The sequence below is a fragment of the Actinomadura sp. GTD37 genome (assembly GCF_041951365.1).
Classification (GTDB): Bacteria; Actinomycetota; Actinomycetes; order Streptosporangiales; family Streptosporangiaceae; genus Spirillospora.
Genome location: NZ_JBGNUS010000001.1, coordinates 2116465 through 2133982 on the forward strand (window position 1 = coordinate 2116465; position 17518 = coordinate 2133982).

General features: G+C 72.9%; 17 protein-coding genes. 9 read left to right on the top strand and 8 right to left on the bottom strand.

Translation table 11 applies throughout. From position 1 onward, the window contains the following. Positions 1-328: 328 nt before the first annotated feature. Positions 329-1510 (top strand): trans-sulfuration enzyme family protein, encoded by a 1182-nt coding sequence (locus tag ACA511_RS10220; RefSeq protein ID WP_375023845.1) that lies wholly within the window; start codon positions 329-331, stop codon positions 1508-1510. A 93-nt stretch (positions 1511-1603) separates the two neighbouring features. Here the strand turns inward: ACA511_RS10220 and ACA511_RS10225 are convergent, their stop codons facing one another. Beyond that, positions 1604-2767, bottom strand: a complete 1164-nt coding sequence (locus ACA511_RS10225; protein WP_375023846.1) for a DUF5925 domain-containing protein — start codon at positions 2765-2767, stop codon at positions 1604-1606. 75 nt (positions 2768-2842) lie between these two features. After that, positions 2843-3631 (bottom strand): lysophospholipid acyltransferase family protein, encoded by a 789-nt coding sequence (locus tag ACA511_RS10230; RefSeq protein WP_375023847.1) that lies wholly within the window; start codon positions 3629-3631, stop codon positions 2843-2845. A 135-nt stretch (positions 3632-3766) separates the two neighbouring features. Between ACA511_RS10230 and ACA511_RS10235 the strand changes: the two genes are divergently transcribed. Next, positions 3767-4627: a hypothetical protein gene (locus ACA511_RS10235; RefSeq protein ID WP_375023848.1), complete on the top strand. Its 861-nt coding sequence runs from the start codon at positions 3767-3769 to the stop codon at positions 4625-4627. Here ACA511_RS10235 and ACA511_RS10240 read toward each other — a convergent pair. Further along, positions 4624-5301 carry a uracil-DNA glycosylase gene (locus ACA511_RS10240; protein WP_375023849.1) on the bottom strand — a complete coding sequence of 226 codons (678 nt, stop codon included), beginning with the start codon at positions 5299-5301 and terminating at the stop codon, positions 4624-4626. The genes ACA511_RS10235 and ACA511_RS10240 overlap by 4 nt on opposite strands. 290 nt (positions 5302-5591) lie before the next feature. Here ACA511_RS10240 and ACA511_RS10245 point away from each other — a divergent pair, with 290 nt between their 5' ends. Beyond that, positions 5592-7037, top strand: coding sequence for a wax ester/triacylglycerol synthase family O-acyltransferase (locus tag ACA511_RS10245; protein WP_375023850.1), 1446 nt, complete (start codon positions 5592-5594; stop codon positions 7035-7037). Here the strand turns inward: ACA511_RS10245 and ACA511_RS10250 are convergent. Together ACA511_RS10250 and ACA511_RS10255 are read right to left on the bottom strand one after the other, a co-directional pair. After that, positions 7024-8013 (bottom strand): hypothetical protein, encoded by a 990-nt coding sequence (locus ACA511_RS10250; RefSeq protein WP_375023851.1) that lies wholly within the window; start codon positions 8011-8013, stop codon positions 7024-7026. The genes ACA511_RS10245 and ACA511_RS10250 overlap by 14 nt on opposite strands. 84 nt (positions 8014-8097) lie before the next feature. Further along, positions 8098-9018 (bottom strand): NAD(P)/FAD-dependent oxidoreductase, encoded by a 921-nt coding sequence (locus tag ACA511_RS10255; protein WP_375023852.1) that lies wholly within the window; start codon positions 9016-9018, stop codon positions 8098-8100. Positions 9019-9082: 64 nt separating this feature from the next. Here ACA511_RS10255 and ACA511_RS10260 point away from each other — a divergent pair, with 64 nt between their 5' ends. Further along, a complete protein-coding gene (locus ACA511_RS10260) occupies positions 9083-9655 on the top strand; it encodes a helix-turn-helix domain-containing protein (protein WP_375023853.1) in 573 nt (190 codons plus the stop codon). Positions 9656-9725: 70 nt separating this feature from the next. Next, positions 9726-10964: a nitrate/nitrite transporter gene (locus tag ACA511_RS10265; protein ID WP_375023854.1), complete on the top strand. Its 1239-nt coding sequence runs from the start codon at positions 9726-9728 to the stop codon at positions 10962-10964. 10 nt (positions 10965-10974) lie between these two features. Here the strand turns inward: ACA511_RS10265 and ddaH are convergent, their stop codons facing one another. Beyond that, entirely contained in the window at positions 10975-11814 is an 840-nt protein-coding gene (gene ddaH / locus ACA511_RS10270; protein ID WP_375023855.1) for a dimethylargininase, read from the bottom strand. Between the two features lie 329 nt (positions 11815-12143). Here ddaH and ACA511_RS10275 point away from each other — a divergent pair, with 329 nt between their 5' ends. The 3 genes from ACA511_RS10275 to ACA511_RS10285 all read left to right on the top strand — a co-directional run bounded on the left by ACA511_RS10275 (position 12144) and on the right by ACA511_RS10285 (position 14734). After that, positions 12144-12866: a hypothetical protein gene (locus ACA511_RS10275; RefSeq protein ID WP_375023857.1), complete on the top strand. Its 723-nt coding sequence runs from the start codon at positions 12144-12146 to the stop codon at positions 12864-12866. 238 nt (positions 12867-13104) lie between these two features. Then, the gene (locus tag ACA511_RS10280; protein ID WP_375023858.1) at positions 13105-13806 is read left to right on the top strand and encodes a hypothetical protein; all 702 of its coding nucleotides are present in this window, start codon (positions 13105-13107) and stop codon (positions 13804-13806) included. A 268-nt stretch (positions 13807-14074) separates the two neighbouring features. Then, positions 14075-14734: a DedA family protein gene (locus ACA511_RS10285; protein WP_375023859.1), complete on the top strand. Its 660-nt coding sequence runs from the start codon at positions 14075-14077 to the stop codon at positions 14732-14734. A 135-nt stretch (positions 14735-14869) separates the two neighbouring features. On the opposite strand, the gene ACA511_RS10290 is transcribed toward ACA511_RS10285, so the two are convergent. After that, positions 14870-15463 (bottom strand): TetR/AcrR family transcriptional regulator, encoded by a 594-nt coding sequence (locus ACA511_RS10290; protein ID WP_375023860.1) that lies wholly within the window; start codon positions 15461-15463, stop codon positions 14870-14872. 92 nt (positions 15464-15555) lie between these two features. Between ACA511_RS10290 and ACA511_RS10295 the strand changes: the two genes are divergently transcribed. Beyond that, positions 15556-16002, top strand: coding sequence for a VOC family protein (locus ACA511_RS10295; RefSeq protein ID WP_375023861.1), 447 nt, complete (start codon positions 15556-15558; stop codon positions 16000-16002). Positions 16003-16009: 7 nt separating this feature from the next. On the opposite strand, the gene ACA511_RS10300 is transcribed toward ACA511_RS10295, so the two are convergent. Further along, positions 16010-17518, bottom strand: coding sequence for a helix-turn-helix domain-containing protein (locus ACA511_RS10300; protein WP_375023862.1), 1509 nt, complete (start codon positions 17516-17518; stop codon positions 16010-16012).

Sequence of the window (17518 nt, forward strand, 5' to 3'; positions counted from 1 at the left end):
CCCGTAGTACGCACGGTCCCGTCCCGGATGGGCGCGCCCGTTTTGGCGGTGGTCTCCCGGATGGCGCGGGAGGGGTCCGCCGGGCGATGCTCAGGACTCCGGCCGAGGGACGCCGAGAACGGCGCCGTTCGACCGGGACGATCCCGATCGCCGGCCGGCCCTCGCGGGGTGGGTGGGCGGGCGGCGGGAACCGTACCGGCCGGGGGCGTCCGCGTCCCTGGCCGGGCCGGTGGTCCGGCGCCGCGACGCACGACTCGGGGGGCGTGGTCCGGGCCACTGGTCGCAATTGGCCGTTCCGGGCCGCCGGATTCCGCCGCAGGCTGGGAACATGACCGGACACCACCCGCAGACCCGCGCCGTCCACCCGACCGTGATCGCCCCCGAGGGCAGCCGTCCGCTCGCCGTCCCGATCTACCAGGGCCACCTGTTCTCCTTCGACTCCGCGGGGGACCTGGCCGCCGCCTTCGCCGGTCCGGACGAGGCGTTCTTCTACGCCCGGATGGGCAACCCCACCGTCCGCTCCCTGGAGCGGGCCGTCGCCGAACTCGAAGGCGGCGCCGGGGCGCTCGCCACCGCGTCCGGCATGGGCGCGGTCAACGCGGTGCTCATGGGCCTCCTGCGCAGCGGCGACCACGTCATCGCCCAGACCGCCCTCTACGGCGGCACCTACGCGCTGCTCCACGACCTCGCCGAGCGCTGGGGCGTCGACGTCACCTTCGTCCCCGGCGACGACCCGGCCGAGGTGCGCGACGCGCTGCGTCCCACCACCCGGCTCCTCTACCTGGAGACGGTCGCCAACCCCACCACGCACGTCACGGACCTGCCCGCCTTCACCGCCGCCGTCCAGGGCACGGACGTGCTGACCGTCGTCGACAACACGTTCGCGCCGCTGCTCTGCAAGCCCATCGAGCACGGCGCCGACATCGTCGTCCACTCGGCGACCAAGTACCTGAGCGGGCACGGCGACATCATCGGCGGCGTCGCCGTCTTCGCGGACCCGTCCGTCCACCGGCGCGTGTGGAGCCACGCCATCGAGATCGGCTCCACCGCCGACGCGCACGCGGCCTGGCTGACCATCCGCGGGCTCGCCACGATGCCGATGCGCGTGGCCCGGCAGAGCGCCTCCGCCCTGGACCTCGCCACCCGCCTCGCCGGGCACCCGTCCGTCACCCGCGTGCACTACCCGGGGCTGCCCGGCCACCCCCAGCACGACGTGGCCCGCCGCCTCCTCCCGGACGGCGCCGGCGGCGTCCTCGCCTTCGAGCTGACCGGCGGCCGGGACGCGGGACGCGTCTTCTCCGAAGCGGTCGAGCTGATCTCCCTGGGCCCGTCCCTGGGCAACATCGCCACGCTCGTGATGCACCCGGCCAGCACGTCCCACCGCCAGATGGACGCACCGTCCCTGGCCGCGGCGGGCATAGGCGAGGGCACCGTCCGCCTGGCCGTCGGCCTGGAACACCCCGACGACCTCTGGACCGACATCACCCAAGCCCTGACCAAAGCAACCTGACCCCAGCCCTGCCTTGTTGATCTGCGGCGTGTCGTTGTTATCAGCCCAGCCATAACAACAACACGCCGCAGGTGAACGGAGCGGGGGCGGGGGTTAGAGGTAGAAGCCGGTCGCCGTGGTCGGGGCGCTCTCGTTGTGGGGACGCTTCTCGCCCTTGCGGAGGGCGGCCAGCTCGGCGAGGGTCGCGCCGTCCGCGCCGACGTCGGCGGCGGAGACGTCGGCGCCGCCCAGCCAGGTCACCGCCTCGGTGCGGGTGAGGCGGCCCACGTCGATCTGGGCGAGGCAGCGGCCGGGGCGGACGACCGCCGGGTGCAGCATGGCGAGGTCCTCGTTGGTGGTGATGGCGACGAGGACGTCCCGGCCCTGGCCGAGCATCCCGTCGGTGAGGTTGAGCAGGCGCGACAGGCCCTGGCCCGTCGACTGCTTGGCCTCGCCGCGGATCAGCTCGTCGCAGTCCTCCAGGATGAGCAGCCGCCAGCGGCGGTTGTCGTCCTCGTCGTCGCCCACGGCCACCTCCATGAGGTAGCTCGGGGTGCCGAACAGCGACTCCGGGTCGAGGACGCAGTCGGCCTGGCACCAGCCGGTCCACGCGCGGGCGAGGGCGCGCAGCGCGGTGGTCTTGCCGGTGCCGGGCGGGCCGTGCAGGAGCAGCAGGCGGCCCGCGACCTCGTCGCGGGTGAGGCGCATCACGTCGTCGAGCGCCTCGGCGACCGGCGCGGTGTAGTTGTGCCGGATGTCCGCCCACGCGTCGGCGGTGATCGCGCGCTCGCTGCGGACCGGGCCGTGCGAGCCCATGTGCCAGAAGCCCATCTCGACGCTGGTCTCGTCGGTCTTCGGCGGCTCGGTCGCGTCCTTCACGGACGCTTCGAGGACCTCCTCGGCCAGGTCGTCGGTGACGGCGGACACGGCCAGGTACGCGACGCCGCTCTTCCAGCGGTTCGTCAGCAGCGTCCAGCCGTCGCCCTCGGCCAGCACCGACTCCTTGCCCTTCTCGTGCGCGACCCGGACGAGCCGGGCGCCGTCCGGGCGCAGCGGAGCGTCCGCCTTGACGTGCTCGAGCCGCGTCGACCGCGACCAGGGCTGCTCGCCGGACGCGAACGGGCGCAGCGACAGCACGTCCATCACGTCGGCGGGCGAGTTGTTGTCGGAGAGGTTGAAGACCACGGGCAGGGACGGGTCCTGCCCCGGGCCGGTGAGGTTCTCCAGGGGTTCGATCAGATGCAGGACCTCCTGCGGCCTCTCCTGCGACATGGTCATGCAGTGAATGATCTGGCCGGGCGGTGCGCCGCGTCCAACGAATTAGCCGCCCGGCCCGTCAACCGGCCCCGCCCGTCAGCCCTGCCCGCCGGACTCCCCGGCCTCGCGGGCCGCGCGGGCGGCCTTGCGCGCCTCCGCCTCCTCGAGGTCGAGCTTCTCGGCCTCCTCCGGCGTCGGCGCCGTGCCGCCGAGGTAGGCGGGCTGCCACCAGGTCTCGTCCGAGCGCGGGACGTCCGGGTACTCGCGCTGCGCCTTCTCCAGCAGCTCGGCCATGCGCGCGTGCAGCTCCTGGGTGACGGCCTCGTAGTCGTCGCCGCGCTTCGGGTACATCGGCTCGCCGACGAGGATCGTCACCGGGACGTTGCGCTGCAGCAGCCGGCGCTTGCGGCCCTTCGTCCACATGCGCTGCGGACCCCAGAGCGCGACGGGGACGAGCGGCACCTTGGACGCGACCGCCATCCGCACCGCGCCGCTCTTGATCTCCTTCACCGTGAACGACCGGCTGATCGTCGCCTCCGCGAAGACGCCGACGATCTCGCCGCTCTTCAGCGCCTTCAGCGCGGCGGCGTAGGACGAGGCGCCCGCGTTCCGGTCGACCGGGATGTGGTGCATCCCGCGCATGAGCGGCCCGCCGACCCGGTTGTCGAAGATCTCCTTCTTCGCCATGAACCGCACCAGCCGCTTGGCGGGATGGGCGGCGAGACCGGCGAAGATGAAGTCGAGGTAGCTCACGTGGTTGCTGACGAGCACCGCGCCGCCGGTGCTGGGGATGTTGTCGGTCCCCTCCAGACGGAACTTGATGTTCAGGGCCTTGAACACACCGACAGCCGTCTTGATCACCGGTGGGTACACGAGTTCGCGCATGTAGGCACCGTACTTGAGCCGCTCATGATCAGCGAGTGTGCGGCGAGGATCGCGATGGATCACACAAGCAGGCCGAGTTCTGAGAAGGTTGGGGGGTGACGTGATCCGCCGACGGCTGAGGGAGGATGAGCTTTCATGGAACCGTTGGACGCGGCGGCGGACGTGCACGCGCTCATCCGCGACGTGCTGCCCGCCCTGGCGCCCAGCGCCTGGTTCGATCCGGGCACCTCGGAGGTGGTGCTGCCCGTCGGCCGGTCCGAGGCGCGGGCCTCCAGCTGGACGGTGCTGGAGCGCTGCGTCCGCGAGCCGCGGGCGACGTGGCCCCAGGTGGTGGACGAGTGGGTCCGCGAAGTCGGCGACCGCGCGTTCCTCGCGATCGGTGAGATGGAGCTGTTCGGCGACGTCAGGGAACTGCTGCGGCTGCGCATAGTGCCGAAGCTCGCGCCGCACGACCGGGAGGGGCTCGTCGTCGTCCCCGCCGGCGACCACTTCGACGCGATGGTGATGATAGAGCACCCGCGCTACGGCGGCCCGCTCACCAAGGCCCGCGCCGGGCTCCTCGGCCTGCACAAGCTCGGCTATGTGATGACGAACACCCATGACCGCGAGCTGGCGGACGTCGCCGTCCACGACCAGCCGCTCCTGCCGGGGCGCGACGTCCGCGTCGTCACCAAGCCGGGCAGCCGCTACGTGTCGGCGCTGCTCAGCGAGGTCGACCAGTTCCTGCCCTGGCCGAACGAGCACGGCGCCCTCGTCGGCGTCCCGTGCCACAGCACGCTGCTGCTGTACCCGATCACGTCGACGGCGGTCCGCGACGTGCTGCCGGTGTTCGCGGACGTGGTCCGCGAGATGCACGCCATCGCCGACGACCCGTGCGCGCCGGGCGTCTACTGGAGCCACGGCGAGCGCCGCCTGACGCCCCTCGCCGCGGACGCCCCCACGGAGGGCACCGGCGAGTTCGCGACCCTCCTCCGCCACCTCCCCGAAGAGGGCTAGGGCAACTTCCAGTCGACTGGTGGGGCGCCCTGCTGCTCCAGGAGCTGGTTGGCGCGGGAGAAGGGGCGGGAGCCGAAGAAGCCGCTGTCGGCCGAGTAGGGGCTCGGGTGCGGCGACTCGACGCACGGGACGCCGCCGAGCATCGGCTTGAGGTTGCGGGCGTCGCGGCCCCACAGGACGGCGACGAGGGGGCGGCCCCGCCCGGCGAGGGCGCGGATGGCCTGCTCGGTGACCTGCTCCCAGCCCTTGCCGCGGTGCGAGCCGGACTTGCCGGGCATGACGGTCAGCGACCTGTTGAGCAGGCAGACGCCCTGCTCCGTCCACGGGGTGAGGTCGCCGGTGGACGGCTCGGGGTGGCCGAGGTCGTCGCGGTACTCCCGGTAGATGTTGATCAGGCTCGCGGGCAGCGGCCGGACGTCGGGCGCGACGGAGAAGCTGAGGCCGACCGGGTGGCCGGGCGTCGGGTACGGGTCCTGGCCGACGATGAGGACGCGGACGTCGTCGAACGGCTGGGTGAACGCGCGCAGGACGAGGTTCCCGGCGGGGAGGTAGCGGCGGCCGGCGGCGACCTCCGCGCGCAGCCAGTCGCCCGCGGCGGCGATCGTCCCGGCGACGGGTTCCAGCGCCGCCGCCCAGCCCGCTTCGACGATCTCCGAAAGTGGTCGTGCCGTCATGGCGCATCAGCCTAGTGCGGTGATCACGCGGCCGCCGCCGGAATGGCGCGGCGCCGCCCGTCCGGCCCTGGATTTCGCCCAATGTCGCCTTTGGGAAGTTTTCTGACCGAGTGAGGCCGGGTGCGGTGAAAATCTTGTCCAGCCGCCCGCAAAAATGCCGGATGAACTGGGTGAAACGCCCCGTTAAATCCCTGTTGCTTCCTTCTGACCCACGTTGACCTGCCGCCTGGGAGCGCATAACTCCTAGAGAGGCAGGGCAGGCGCACGACGAGCGGACGGAACCGAGAAGTATGAGCCAGCTGACCACCGTGGACGCCACCTTCCTCCACGCCGAGACCGACACCACCCACGCCCACATCGCGGGCCTGGGCATCGTCGACGCCATGGCGTGCCCCGGCGGGCGGCTCAGCGTCCCGCTCGTCGCCGAGCTGATCCGCGACCGCGCGCACCTCGCGGCCCGACCGTTCCGGCAGCGGCTCGCGCAGGTGCCGCTCGGCCTGGACAACCCCTACTGGGAGGACGATCCCGACTTCGCGCCCGAGCGGCACATCACCGAGATCGGGCTCCCGGCGCCCGGCACCGAACGGCAGCTCGCCGACATCGTCGGCATGCTGCACGAGCAGCCGCTCGACCGCACCCGCCCGCTCTGGGAGATGGTGCTGATCCAGGGCCTCCAGGGCGGGCTGACCGCCGTCTACGTGAAGGTCCACCACGCCGCCATCGACGGCGTGATGGCCGCCGAGACGCTCGCCGCGCTGCTCGACCTGACCCCCGAGCCGCGCGACGTGCCCGCCGACGAGACCGCGCCCGCCCGCGCCCCCGGCCGGGTCGACATGCTCGGCACCGGGCTGCTGCGGGCCGCGCTGCATCCCGTCCGGTCGGCGGTGTCGGTCGCGCGCACCGCCCCCTACCTGGACGAGATCCCCGGCCTCTCGTCCATCCCGGGCGTGGGGCTGGTGGCGTCGGCCGTGCAGGGCGCGCTGCGCCGCCCGGAGGTGCCGAAGGCGCCCCGGATGAGCGCGCCGCCCACCCCGTTCAACCGCCCGATCGGCCGCCGCCGCTCGGTCGCCTGCGGGGAACTGCCCCTCGCCGAGATCAAGGAGATCAGGCGCGGCCTCGGCGGCAGCGTGAACGACGTCGTCATGGCGCTGTGCGCGACGGCGCTGCGGCAGTGGCTCGACAAGCGCGGCGACCTGCCGGACCGCCCGCTGGTCGCGGCCGTCCCGGTGTCGCTGCGGCGGGCCGGGGCGGCGGCCGGGCCGGGCAACCAGGTCTCGATCATGACGGCGCCGCTGGCCACGCACGTCCCCGACCCGGCCGAGCGGTACACCGCCGTCCGGCACGACATGGGCGTCGCCAAGCGGCGCTTCACCCGCTCGTCGGGCGGCTGGGTGCGGGAGATGAGCGGGCTGCTGCCCGCGCCGCTCGCCGGCGCCGCGACCCGGCTGGCGCTCCAGGCCGCGCCCGCGCTGTCGCTGCGCCCGATCAACCTGATGATCTCCAACGTGCCGGGCCCGCAGTTCCCGCTGTACCTGTGCGGGGCGAAGGTGCTCGGCTACTACCCGATCTCCGTCGTGACCGACGTGAGCGGCGGCCTGAACATCACCGTCTTCTCCTACGACGGCAAGGTGAACGTCGGCATCGTCGCCTGCCGCGACCTCGTCCCCGACCCGTCCGAGATCGTGGACCACCTGGTGGACGCCCTGGACGAGATGAAGGCGCTCAGCCGGGAGTGAGCCCGAGCGCCTCCCGGTGCCGCCACGCGAGGCGCAGCGCGGCGGCGCCGGCGGGCTGCGCGGGCCGCGGGACGGTCCCGTCGAACGGCGCCGTCGACACCGTGCCCTCGGCGTTGACGGCGACCAGCCCGCCGAAGAGGTCGGCGAACACGTCGTCGTCGACGGCGACGACCGTGAGGAGGTCGAGCGCGAACGTCAGCGGGTCGACGCCGAGCCCGAGGAGGTGCGCCCGCAGCCGGCCCTCCTCGCGGGCGGCGGTCATCGCCCGGTGGAAGGGCCACTCGTCCTGGACGAAGCCGGCGCCGTAGTCCTCGTCCGCCCCGAGGAGTTCCTCGGCGTACTCGCGGACCATGCAGGCCCAGGGGTCGGGCCTCTCGTCGCGGAGCGGCTGGAAGACCCCGACCGGCATCACCTGGTGGAGCCCGCCGGCGTGCGCGACCTTCCACGGATCGCGCCAGTGCAGGACGTAGGAGCCGGACGCCGTCACGGTGACGGTCGTGATGGCGCAGAGGGCGGCGCGGCGGGTGAGGTCGCACGGGTCGCCGACGCGGGCCCGCAGGCCGTCCGCGCCCGCCGCCAACTCGTGCGCGACGGCCTCGCCCACGTTCACGCCGTCGAAGTAGCGGGCGGGCCCGAAGCGCAGGACGGGCGGAGCGGCGTCGAGGAGCCGGTACGCCGGACGGTCCTCGAACACCTTCGGCGGCGCGAGCGCGGCCATGGCCTCGGCGTAGGTGCGGTACCCGTCCGGCAGCCCGTCGGCCGGACCGGCGACGGCGGGCGGCGCCGGACGGTCGTCCCAGCCGATCCGGAGGCCGGCGAGCGGGATCGGCGCGTCCGGCACCCAGCCGTCCCGGCAGAGCAGCGGCGTCCCCGCGACGCGCGGCGCGTCCGGGTAGAGCCCGCTCGCGATCTCCCCGAGCCGCGCCCGCCCGCGGTTGAGCGCCGCCCGCCCCGCCCGCCACTCCCGCTCGTCCACCCGCCCACCCTAAGCACTGTTGATCTGCGGCGTGTTGTTGTTATTCGACCCTTCAAAACAACAACACGCCGCAGGTCAACGGGGTCAGGCGGCGAGCTTGGTTTGGACGTCGGCCTCGATGAGGTCGGCGTTGAGCATCGCGGCGGCCATCGAGCCCGCCGAGGCCGCGATGATGACCTGGCCCGCGGGGAAGGTGACGTTGCCGGCCGCCCAGACGCCGGGGACGCTGGTCCGGCCGGTCGCGTCCACCGTCGCGAAGCCGTCGTCGCCGATCTCGCAGCCGAGGTCGGTCAGCGGGCCGTCCTTGGCCACCCACGTCGGCGCGACGAACACGGCGTCGCACGGGAGGACGGAGCCGTCCGCCAGCTCGAAGCCGGTGACGCGGTCGTTCTCGACGGCGAGGCGCCGCGCCTCGCCCACCACGACGCGGACGCCGCGCGCGTCGAGGCGGGCCGCGTCGTCGCCGGCCGGGGCCTCCGCCGCGAGGAACGTCACGTCCGGCGACCACTGCCGCAGCAGCGACGCCTGGTGGACGGAGTTCGGCGACGACGCCAGCACGACGATCCGCTGGTCGCGGACCTCCCAGCCGTGGCAGTACGGGCACATCTGCACCTCTCGTCCCCACCGGTCGCGGAGGCCGGGGACGTCCGGCAGGACGTCGGTCACCCCGGTGGTGACCAGCAGCCGGCGTCCCCGCAGGGTGCTCCCGTCGGCGAGGGTGAGGGCGAAGCCCCCGGCCGCGTCGCCGGCGGTGCGCTCGACCTTGCCGGAGAGGATCTCGCCGCCGTAGCCGCGCACCTCGGTGCGGCCGATCTCCAGCAGGTGCGCGGGCGGCATGCCGTCGCGGGTGAAGAACCCCTGCATGTGCTCGGCCGTCGCGTTGCGGGGCTCGCCCGCGTCCACCACGGTGACGCTCCGCCGGGCCCGGGACAGGACGAGCGCGGCGCTCAGCCCGGCCGGTCCGCCGCCGATGATCAGTACGTCTCGTTCACTGTTGTCCGTCATGCCGCGAGGATGCGCGATGGCTCGCCGATTTGACAAACTTCTTTGCCGAACCTGCAATAAGGGCATGGAGACGACCGAGGACGTCCTCGCCCAAGTGGGGCCGAGGCTGCGGCAGCTGCGGCAGGAACGCGAGACCACCCTCACCGCGCTCGCCGAGGCCACCGGCATCTCGGTGAGCACGCTGTCGCGGCTGGAGTCGGGCAAGCGGCGGCCGAGCCTGGAACTGCTGCTGCCGCTCGCGCAGGCCCACGGGGTCCCGCTGGACGAGCTGGTCGGCGCGCCGGCCGTCGGCGACCCGCGGATCAGGCCGCGGGCGCGGAAGATGGGCGACATGACCGTGCTGCCGCTGACCAGGCGTCCCGGCGGGGTGCAGGCGTTCAAGATGATCGTCCCGGAGGGGCGGCGGCCGACCGAGCCGCAGACCCACGAGGGCTACGAGTGGCTGTACGTGCTGAACGGGCGGCTGCGCCTGTACCTGGCGGGCCGCGAGCTGATCCTGGAGCCGGGCGAGGCCGCCGAGTTCGACACCCGGCTGCCGCACTGGTTCGGCGGCGCGGGCGGGTCCGCCGAGGTCCTCAGCCTGTTCGGGCCGCAGGGGGAGCGGATGCATCTGCGGGCCAGGCCCCGACAGAAGTGACATAAGTTGGTTATCCGTGCAGACCGCTCAACCTCCCCAGGAATGCCCGGAACGCCCTAAAGCCGCCCCCATGGCGTGGCTGCTGTGGGGCGTCGGGGTCCTCGCGTACGGGGTCGCGGTCCTGCACCGGACGTCGTTCGGCGTCGTCGGCCTGGACGCCGTCCACCGGTTCGACGCGTCCGCCGGGATCCTCGCGTCCTTCACCGTCCTGCAACTGCTCGTCTACGCGGGCCTGCAGATCCCGGTCGGGCTGCTGCTCGACCGCGTCGGCCCGCGCCGGATGGTCGCGGGCGGCGCGCTGGTCATGGCCGCGGGGCAGGCGCTCATGGCGTTCTCCACCGGCGTCGGGACGGCCGTCGCCGCCCGCGTGCTGGTCGGCGCCGGCGACGCGATGACGTTCATCAGCGTCCTCGGCATCGTCGCGACCCGGTTCCCCGGACGGTACGTCCCCGTCGTGACGCAGCTCACCGGGCAGCTCGGGCAGCTCGGCCAGGTGCTCAGCGCGATCCCGCTGGTGGCGCTGCTGCACGGCCCCGGCTGGAGCACGGCGTTCGGGTCGGCGGCGGCGCTCGGCGTCCTCGTGGCGGTGCTGTCGATCGCGGTGCTGCGGGACGGGCCGGGCCGCGCCGACGTCCCCACCCTGCGCGAGACCGGCACGAACCTCGTCGAGGCGTGGCGCCACCCCGGGACGCGGCTCGGCCTCTGGTCGCACTTCGTGACGCAGTTCTCGTCCAACACGTTCGCGCTGATGTGGGGCTACCCGTACCTGGTGTCGGGGCAGGGCATGAAACCGGCCGCCGCCTCCACCCTCCTGACGCTGTTCGTGCTGGTCAACGTCGTGTCCGGGCCGTTCATCGGACGGCTCGTCGCCCGCTACCCGCTGCGCCGGTCGTGGCTCGTGCTCGGCATCGTCGGGATGAACGTCGCGGCCTGGGCGGCCGTCCTCGCCTGGCCGCCGCCCGCCCCCGCCTGGCTGCTGGTGCTGCTCGTCCTGTGCGTCGCGCCCGGCGGCCCCGGCTCGATGATCGGCTTCGACTACGCCCGGACGTTCAACCCGCCCGGACGGCAGGGCACCGCGACCGGCATCGTCAACGTGGGCGGCTTCGTCGCGTCCCTCGTCACGATCCTGCTGATCGGGCTCGTCCTGGACGCCCTGTCGCCGGACGGGGAGTTCACGCCTGGAGCGTTCCGGGCCGCGTGGACCGTCCAGATCGGGATCTGGGCGATCGGCATCGCGGGCGTCCTGCGGAGCCGCGCCCTGGCCCGCCGCCACCTCGGCCTCGGCACCGGGCGCCGCCGGCTCCGCTGATCAGGCCCGCTCAGGCGCGCAGCTCCAGGGTGCAGCACTTGGGCCCGCCGCCCGCCTTGCGCAGCTCGGACAGGTCCACCGGCACCGGCTCGTACCCGCGGGTCTCCAGCGTCCGGATCAGCCCGGTCGCCTCGGCGTTGACGACGACGCCGCGCCCGTCGCACACCGCGTTGAGGCCCAGGACGGCCGCGTCGTCCTCACCGGCGATGATCGCGTCCGGGAACAGCCACTCCAGCACCGCCCGGCTGCCCGGCGAGAACGCGCCCGGGTAGTAGGCGATGTTGCCGCCGCCGAGCGCGAACAGCGCCGTGTCCAGGTGGTAGAAGCGGGGGTCGACGAGCCGGAGCGTCACCACGGGGCGTCCGAGGAACTCCTGCGCCTCCTGGTGGGCGGCGATGTCCGTCCGGAACCCCGTTCCGGCGAGGATCACGTGGTCGAGCGTGAGGAAGTCGCCCTCGCCCTCGTTGGTGTGCTTCGCCTCCAGCACCTCGGAGAACCCGTTCTCCCGCATCCACGCGGAGTACGCGGGGCCCTCCGCGTGCCGCTCCGGATGCGTGAACTTGGCCCCGTACACCCGTCCGCCGACGACCAGCGCCCCGTTCGCCGCGAACACCATGTCGGGCAGCCCCGCGATCGGGTCGATGAGGCTGACCTCGTGCCCGAGCGCGAGGTACGCGGCCCGGAGCGCCTCCCACTGCTCGACGGCCTTGGCCGCGTCGGCCCCGGCCGCCGGGTCCATCCAGGGGTTGATCGCGTAGGTCACGGCGAAGTGCTCGGGACGGCACATCAGGAAGTGCCGCCGCAGCGCGGTCCGGACGGTGCTCGGCTCCATTGCCGGCATGACGGTCATACGTGTCTCCAGGGGACATTCGAGAAGGGGGATCGACTGATCGAAAGCCTAGGAACGAAGGCCGCGCAATCCAATGCGCCAACCTTGCTCCCACCTGGCACTTCGTTGCGTGTTCCGTCCCAGGACACGCTATTCGTTGCGTCACCGCGCCGGACCGCCGGCCGCCGCGACCTCGCCTCCGCGCCGGGTTCTCTCACCGCCCCAGGTCCCGCACCCGTACCTTCAGGTCACGGCCACCGGACGCGTCGGCGGCACGGCGTGCGGGCACTGGCCGCGTCCGGTCTGCTCGAAGGCCCCTCCGGCAGAGGGAACTTCCCGATAATGGGGAAATGCGATCGCGTGCCCTCGCTGTGGTTTCGCTGGCGGTCGGCCTGACCGCGCCGACGGCGTGCGGTGGTTCACCGCGCAAAGGGCCGGAGGCCGACCCCGTGACGCTCGCCCCCTCGGCGACCGGGACGGCGACCGGTCAGCCGACCGCCGGCACGTCCGGGCCGCCGTCGGTGGGTCCGTCGCCGCGCGCCTGGACGACGCCGCGTGTGAACACCGGCAGTGGAGCGTCCCTCCAGAACCGGACACCGGACGACCTGTGCCAGATGGTCTGGAGCCCTTATCCAGTTCGGATCGAGGGCTTCACAGCCGCGCAGTCGGACGAGCCCGTGCCGATCGCCGACAGCAACATCTCCAGCGAGGATCTGGCGCGGTCCGGGTTCGGGACCGTCACCTACCAGACGGCTCCGAACTGCACGGGCTCCGGTGGCGTGGGCCTCCAGGCGCGCAAGCCCTGTGCACCGGACACGGTGATCGGACCCGCGGACCCGTGCGCGATCACGCCCGCGTACACCTCGCAGCCGGAGATTCCAAGGCCCGGCCGCTACACGGTGCTGGTCACGTGGCGGCTCTCGAAGCTGTGCACGGACTCCTCCGGGCCGTGCGGTGGTCTCGGGGCGGCCGCCGACCGTCCGGTGCGCGCGATCTGGCCGACGAGGCTACAGCTGAACGCCTGCACCAAGTGGGAGCCGAACGGAGGCGGGAGCTATCTCAGCCAGTGCTAGGACCCGATCCGAACGGCTGGCGAGGGCGCGCAGGCCCCTCCCCTCGGAGCCCGATCCCGGACCGGCGCCGGACTGGACGCAGCGGCTCTCCGCACTGGGCACCTTCGGCCCGCCGACGTCGCTCGTCGCGGCCGTCCTGATCTGGTACGGCTATGTCGCGACGCTCCAGCGGTTCCGCTACTTCGGCGTTGATCTGCAACTCACCGACCTCGGGAACCAGACACTCCTGCTCTACGGCGTGGAGGTGGCGTACCCGGCGGCGGTGCTGCTCCTCCTGATCGCGCTCGCGGCTCTCGGCGGACACGCGGTCGTGCGCGGCATGGTGCTCCCGGACCGGCTGCGCGCCGCCCGGCGGATCGCGCTGGCCATGGCGCTGGCCGGGCTCGCGCTGACCGGCAGGGCGCTGGTCGGAGTCCTGTCGGCGAAGGTCGCCGCGAACGAGACACCCGGCGTGACGCCGCTCTGCCTGACGGCCGGCGTACCTTCGCTGGTCTACGCGTTCTGGCTGTTCCGCCAAGCCGGGGACGGCGGTTGGCGAGAACGTCCGGCTTTGAGCGACGTGGAGCGCGGCGGACGTTACGTGGCGTTCGCGGTGGTCGCCATGGGTCTGTTCTGGGCGGCCAACAGCCTCGCAGGCGAGGTCGGTGTCGCCCGCGCCTACAACGACGCCCGCGACTTCGCCGAGCTTCCCGAGGTCGTCCTCTACACCAAGGAGCCGCTGAGCGACGCTCCGCCCGAGACACTGCACGCCGATTTCGGCGAATCGGTCACCTACCGCCACCGCTACCAGAAACTGCGACTTCTTCTGGCCTCGGGCGGACGCCTCTTTCTCGTCCCGCTGACCTGGAAACCCGATGCCCGCACGGCCCGGATCTCAACGTTCGTCGTCGCGTACGACGGCGACATCCGCCTTCAGCTCATCCCGCAGACGACCGACTGACCGGGCGACCCGAAGACGAAACCCGGCGAGCCGGTCGGCCCTGTGCGAGCCGCAGCGCGGCCAGTGCAGGACGCGCCAGGTCTCGAGCTGGGCGTCGGCGGTCCCGTCGGCCGTCGCCTTCCTTCTTCTGTCACTACTCAGCGAGGTCGATTGGTGACAGCATGAGCGATTGGCGTGGGTGCGCGGGGTAGGGGGAGAAGGGCACGGGGCTGGGCAGGCCGCAGGCGTTCGCGGCGCCGTGGGGGCTCCGGGTTGGGGGCGCGGAGAGGTGTTCGACTCGATCACGTCATGGTTGGGGGGCCTGTCCGGGCCGGTCGTGTACGGGGTCGTCGGCGGGCTGGTGTTCTGCGAGGACGCCCTGTTCTTCGGCTTCGTGCTGCCCGGTGAGACCGTCGTCGTCCTCGCCGGGGCCCTGGCCGGCCAACAGAAGATCTCGATCGTCTGGCTGTGCGCGACCGTGGTCGCCGCCGCGGCCGCCGGGGACTTCGTGGGCTATCTGATCGGCCGCCGTGCGGGGCCCGCGATTCTCGACTCCCGCGTGCTCCGTCCGCACCGCGACCACGTCGACAAGGCCCGCGAGCTGATCCGGCGCAGGGGCGGTGCCGCCGTCTTCCTCGGCCGGTTCATCGCCTTCTTCCGCGCGATCATGCCCGCGCTGGCGGGGATGTCCCGCATGCCGCGCCATGTCTTCCTGCCCTTCAACGTGGCCGGCGGCGTGGTCTGGGGTATCGGCTTCACCCTGCTCGGTTACTTCGGCGGGCACGCCTACTCCCGGATCGAGCATGTCGCCGGACGCGCCGTCGCGATCGCCGTCGCCTGCGTGGTCGTTGTCGCCCTCGTCATCTGGCGCGTGCGCCGCAGACGCGCGCAGCGTCCCCTTCACCCGCGCCGCGATGCCATGTCCAGGCGCCGCCGGAACGGGTCGTAGTCGTGGCCGGGAAACCCCTGCTGCCGCCCTTCTGAGTCGGCCGTGCGGATCTCCCCCACGCGGGACGGGGCGGGGAGCGTCGTCCAGGTCGAGGACGGCGGCAGGACGGGACCTGATCCACCGCAGGTGCGGGCGTTAGTCGCCTCGGGGGCGTAGGCCGTCCAGTAGGCGGTCCAATGCTTGTTCTGTTTGCGTCAGTGCCTTCGGGGCCGGTGAGCGGGCCAGCCATAGGGCGGCCTCGTTCATGGCGCCTGACAGCAGTCTGGCCAGCGGCTCCACCGGCTGATCGGTGATGATGCCGGCTTTGACGAGGTCCTCAAGGGCCTCGGCCAGGTGGCGGGCTGAGGAGTCTTCGTCCATGGCGCGCCATTCGTCCCAGCCGAGGACGGCCGGTGCGTCCATCAGCACGATGCGGCGCACCACCGGGTCGCGTCCGGCGGCGAGGAAAGCCCGGCAGCCGACCCGCAGCCGCTCCCAGGGGTCGCCGTGCCGGTCGGCGGCCGCCGCGACGCGCTCGCCGAGTTCCTGCTGCACTTCGGCGACCACGGCCCGGAAGAGGCCCGCCTTGCTGTCGAAATGGTGGTACGCCGCCCCCTTGGTGACGCCGACCGCCTGTGCCACCTCGGCGAGAACCACGTCGTGGTAGCCGTCGGCGGCGAACCTCCGGCGTCCCTCGGCCAGGAGCGCCCGCCGTGTCGCCGCCCGCTGCTCGGCCCTCGTGACAGGCATCGGCCCACCCCCCCATTCGCGTACCCCGGGTATGTTAGCGTGCATCTCACATACCCTGGGTATGTTAAATCGGACTGCGAACGGATGGAGACGTGCCAGTGAAGGTCCAGCTCAGAGGCTTCTACCCCGTGATCGCCACCCGCGATGTCGCGGCGTCGCGGCGCTTCTACGGCCGGCACTTCGGGTTCGAGGTGACCTTCGAGGCCGACTGGTACGTCAGCCTCCACCGCCCGGACGCCCCGCACTACGAACTCGCCCTGCTCGACCACTCCCATCCGACCATCCCCGAAGGGCACCGCACGGCCTTGCGAGGCGGCCTCCTGCTCAACTTCGAGGTCGACGACGTCGACGCCGAACACCGCAGGCTGGTCGAACGGGCGGGCCTCCCCGAACTCCTGTCCCTGCGCACGGAGGACTTCGGGCAGCGCCACTTCATCGTCGCGGCGCCGGACGGCGTCATGATCGATGTGATCACCGTTGTCCCGGCGACCGGGGAGTACGCCGCGCAGTACGTGCAGGACGGCGCCACGGGAACCTAGGCCGTGGTCACGGGCCTGTGCCGAGGGCGGCGAGTTGGAGGCGGAGGGCCAGGCGGCGCCGGGGGGACGACAGGTCCAGCGGGGTCACCTCGGCCATGCGGCGCAGGCGGTAGCGGAGGGTGTTGGGGTGGACCGACAGCGCCTCGGCGGTGCCCTTCGGGTCGCCGTAGTGGTCGAGCCAGGCGGCGAGGGTCGGCAGGAAGGCCGTCCCGTGCGTCTCGTCGTGGGTTCTCAGGGCGGGAAGGGGGCCGCCCAGGAGGCCCGCTTCGGCGCGGATCGACGTGCGGGCGCGTTCGACGGTGACGGCGTCCCAAACGTCCTCCAGGACGGCCAGGCCGGGGGAGAGGCGGCCGGACGCGATGAGGGCGTCCAGCTCGACCGCCTCCGCGCGGGAGCGGGGGAGGTCGGTGGGGGAGTGGGCCAGGCCGCCCGCCGCCGCGTACAGGGTGCGGTCGTGGGCGCGGACCTCCGCGAGGACGTCGCGCAGCCATGGCGTCGACCCGGCTTCGCTTCGTGAGCGCTCGGTGAGGAGGGCGAACAGGGCGCCGTCCATGTCGGTCAGGAGGGGGCGGTGCCAGCCGAAGCGGTGCGTGACGGCCTCCCACAGGTCGAGGCGGCGGCGGAGGTCCTCGCCGCCGCCGAGGATCACGGCCCGGTACGGGAAGTCCGCCGGGACGGGGGTGCCGTCGCGCAGGGCGGTGCGCAACTGGTCGGCGGAGACGCGGCGCGCGACGCCGGCCTCGGCGCGCAGGCGCAGCAGGTGCAGGGCGACGACGGACGCCAGGTCGGTCAGCCGCCGGACGCGGTCCTGCGGGATCGGCGTCCGCGCCACGATCCAGATCGAGCCGAGCCATTCGCCGCCCGCGCGCACCGGGATGACGAGGCGGGGGAGCATGTCGTCCGGCCCGGCGGGGACGCGGATCGGGGCGGCGGAGCGGGCCAGTTTCCGGAACACCCCGCAGGCGCGGAGGTGGGCGATGACCTGCGGCGGGACGCGGCGTCCGACGATCGTGGAGACGCGGGCCGGGTCGGTGGTGTCCTGGCGGCCGGAGTAGGCGAGGACACGGGAGCGGGCGTCCTCCAGGGTGACGGGCGCGTCGGCGATCTCGGCGGCGGTGTCGGCGAGCGCGAACAGGTCGTCGGGCGTGCCGGACGGCTGCGGCGCGTAGGCGCGGTCGATGGCGCCGCGCACCAGCCAGATCACATGCGTCCAGGACGTGTCGGGTTGCAGCTCGATGAGGGCGGGCCCGAGGCGGCCGGCGGCCTCGACGACCTCCGGCGCGACGGGGGACTTGAGGACGACGCCTTCCGCGCCGGCGGCGTCGGCCCGTTCGAGGAGCGCCACGGCGTCCGCCGGGCGGGTCACGCCGACGGCGAGGACGATCTCGCCCGGCTGCCCCGCCGGCTCGCCCGGTTCGGCCAGCACGACGTCGTGGACCTGCCCGCCGCGCCCCGGCGTCACCAGCCGGAGCAGCCCCAGCGAGTCGACGAGATCGGCCACGTCGAGCTTCACCAT